This window comes from Sphingomonas sp. (assembly GCF_023266535.1).
Lineage (GTDB): Bacteria > Pseudomonadota > Alphaproteobacteria > Sphingomonadales > Sphingomonadaceae > Sphingomicrobium.
Genome location: NZ_JAHFPY010000120.1, coordinates 1 through 2,816 on the forward strand (window position 1 = coordinate 1; position 2,816 = coordinate 2,816).

4 protein-coding genes are annotated in these 2,816 nt (G+C 64.7%); all 4 read right to left on the reverse strand.

What is annotated here, in order from left to right; all coding sequences use genetic code 11:
- Positions 1 to 11: 11 nt before the first annotated feature.
- Complete coding sequence (locus tag Q0C64_RS13360; RefSeq protein WP_294124333.1) at positions 12 to 239, reverse strand: hypothetical protein; 228 nt, start codon at positions 237 to 239, stop codon at positions 12 to 14.
- Between the two features lie 2 nt (positions 240 to 241).
- Positions 242 to 1,825, reverse strand: coding sequence for an IS66 family transposase (locus Q0C64_RS13365; protein ID WP_294124334.1), 1,584 nt, complete (start codon positions 1,823 to 1,825; stop codon positions 242 to 244).
- A 68-nt stretch (positions 1,826 to 1,893) separates the two neighbouring features.
- The gene (gene tnpB, locus Q0C64_RS13370; RefSeq protein WP_294124335.1) at positions 1,894 to 2,241 is read right to left on the reverse strand and encodes an IS66 family insertion sequence element accessory protein TnpB; all 348 of its coding nucleotides are present in this window, start codon (positions 2,239 to 2,241) and stop codon (positions 1,894 to 1,896) included.
- Positions 2,238 to 2,618, reverse strand: a complete 381-nt coding sequence (locus Q0C64_RS13375; protein ID WP_294124336.1) for a transposase — start codon at positions 2,616 to 2,618, stop codon at positions 2,238 to 2,240. The genes tnpB and Q0C64_RS13375 overlap by 4 nt, the downstream gene beginning before the upstream one ends.
- Positions 2,619 to 2,816: the final 198 nt, after the last annotated feature.

Here is a 2,816-nt window from a genome sequence, read left to right on the forward strand (position 1 = left end):
TAACCATCCGCTCAAGACCGCGGGGACGATTGCCTACGTTTGTACTCTGGGATCAGTTCCTTCAGGGATTCCATCCCGAAGGGTGTGAAGGCGATGGTTTGTTGGTCGCCGGTTCCATGGATAGAGAGGCAGCCGTCTTCCGGCTCCATGTAGAGCGCGATTTCGCATAGCAGTTCCTGGTCTTCGCCGAGGAGTTCGGCGGCGCGGGCGATCGTGAAGGTGTAGGATGGCGCCGCCATGGTCAGGCAGCTTGGCCGACGCGCAGGGCGCTGCTCCAATTCCAAGGCAGCAACGCAGCCAGGTCGGTGATCTTGTGGTCAGCGATCCTGGCCAGCACGTCGGCCAGCCAGGCTTGCGGATCGACGTCGTTGAGCTTGGCCGTCTGGATCAGCGTCAGCATGACCGCGGCGCGCTCGCCGCCCCTGTCGGAGCCCGCGAACAGCCAAGACTTCCGACCGAGAGCAATTCCGCGCAAGGTCCGCTCGGCTGCGTTGTTGCTCAGGCAGATGCGGCCGTCTTCGAGGAAGCGCGTGAACGCATCAATGCGCTTGAGCATGTAGTCCATGGCCTTTGCCACTTCGTTGTGGCGCGAGAGCTTGGCCCGCTCCCGCCGCATCCAATCGATGAGATCCTCGACCAGCGGTGCGGCATCCTTCTGGCGCGCCGCCACCCGCACCTCGGCCGCGGAACCGTTGATCGAGCGTTCCAGCGCGAAGATGGCATCGAACTTCCGAACCGCCTCGAAAGCGATCGGCGAGATCGTCGTCGGCTTCCGGTTGCGCGCCTTGGCGGCGATGTCGGCAAGCTCGAACAGCTTGCGTCTGGCATGCGCCCAGCAGCCGGCTTCGATGATCGGCCCCGGTCTTCGATCCGGCTCGTAAAGCTTGTTGAACCCGGAATAGGCGTCGGCCTGGAGGATCCCGCTATAGCCGGCCAGATGCCGCTCGGGATGGAGCCCGCCCCGATCGGGCGAGTAGAAGAACACGGCAGCCGGCGGATCTCTGCCGCCGAAGGGGCGATCATCGCGGACGTAGGTCCAAATCCGCCCGGTACGGGTCTTCACCTTGGCCAGCACCGGCACGGTGGTGTCATCGCCATGAATGCGTTCGCCGGCGAAGACGTGTGCCTTGATCAGCTCGTAGAGCGGCATCAACGTAGCCGCACAGGCGCCGACATGATCGGCCATCGTCGACACCGAAAGCTCGATCCCCTCGCGCGCATATTGCTCGCTCTGCCGGTTGAGCGGCTGATGATTGGCGTATTTGCCGACCAGCATCATCGCCAGGAGGCTCGCCCCGGCGAAGCCCCGCGCGATCACATGGAAGGGCGCCGGCGGCTGGCTGATCTTCTCGCAAGCCCGGCAGGAAAACTTCTCGCGCACGTGCTCGGTCACCAACCATTGCCGCGGCACCACATCGAGCGTCTCGGTGATATCCTCGCCGATCTTCGACAGCTTGCTCGAGCCGCAGCCCGGACATGAGGCCGGCGCCGGGTGAACAACCCGCCGGCGCGGCAGATGATCAGGAAAGTTCCGGCGCTTCGCCTTGCGCCGCGTGAAGCCCTGAACCGGAACGCCCGCCGCCTCGGCCTTGGCCTCATCCTCAGCCCTGGCCGCGGCCAGTTCCTCGAGCTCGAGCTCCAATTGATCGAGAAGCCTCTGGCTGCGCTCCGAACGCGGCCCGAACATCTCGCGCTTCATCTTGGCGATCACCAATTGCAGGTGCTCGATCAGGGCCTCGGCGCCCGAGAGCTTGGCGCGCGCCTCGATCAGCGCCGCCTTGAGCGCATCCTTGTCGTCGGGAACCGGATCGGCAGGCTCGACCATAGGCGCGAGTGCACCACAATGCGTGGTGATTCGCCCCGCATATCAGCCGCGTGAGTCATCACGCCGCATCAGCCCGCCGCTGTCGGTCGCCAAGTGTGCTGCGGCATGCGCCAGTCGATCCCTTCCAGCAGATAGCCGAGTTGCGCCAGCGTGATCGTCACCGTCTCGCCCCTGCTTGCCGGCCAGATGAACCGTCCGCGCTCCAGCCGCTTGGCATAGAGCGACATGCCAAGGCCATCGTGCCAAAGAATCTTGATCAGCTTGCCGCTCTTGCCGCGAAACACGTAGAGATCGCCGCCATGCGGATCACGCCTCAACGCTTCCTGCACCAGCAAGGCCAGCGAGTTCATGCCCCGACGCATGTCGGTATGACCCGTCGCTATCCACACCCGCACACCCGATGGAACGGCGATCATCGCCGCCTCCCGCCGGCCAGTGCAGCAATTGCCGCCGAAAGCGTCGCCACGTCGACCACGCCCGTAATCCGCATCCGCGCCCCGCTCGCAAGCTCGATCTCGATCGTGCCGGGACCCGCCGAACTGGCAGCCTCCCGCGCAATCCGCACCGGCGCAAAAGCCGAGACCGCAGCCGGCGAGAGCTCCGGCAATGCCATCCCGTTCATGCCCAATTGCCCCCGCCACCGGAATACCAGGCTCGCCGCAACCCCGGCTCTGCGCGCCGCCGCCGAAACCGATGTCACTGCCGCATCGGCGAGAATCGCCAGCTTCTCGGCTTCACTCCACCGCCGCCGGCGCTCAACCGATGTGATGATCTCAACTCGTTGGTTCGTCATGTGACTACTCCTAGGAATAGTCACATGACTCCCTATCTCACCAATTCCACAAGGCGGCCGCTAACGGATGGATACGTCCGGCCCGAATGCCAGGCCATTTGGCCCGCCTCCCGGTGTGGCGACAAGGGTCTTGCGGCCCTTCCGGTCGATGCGGGTCACGCAGCCCTTGGCGATTTCCACCACCAGGATGGCGGCATC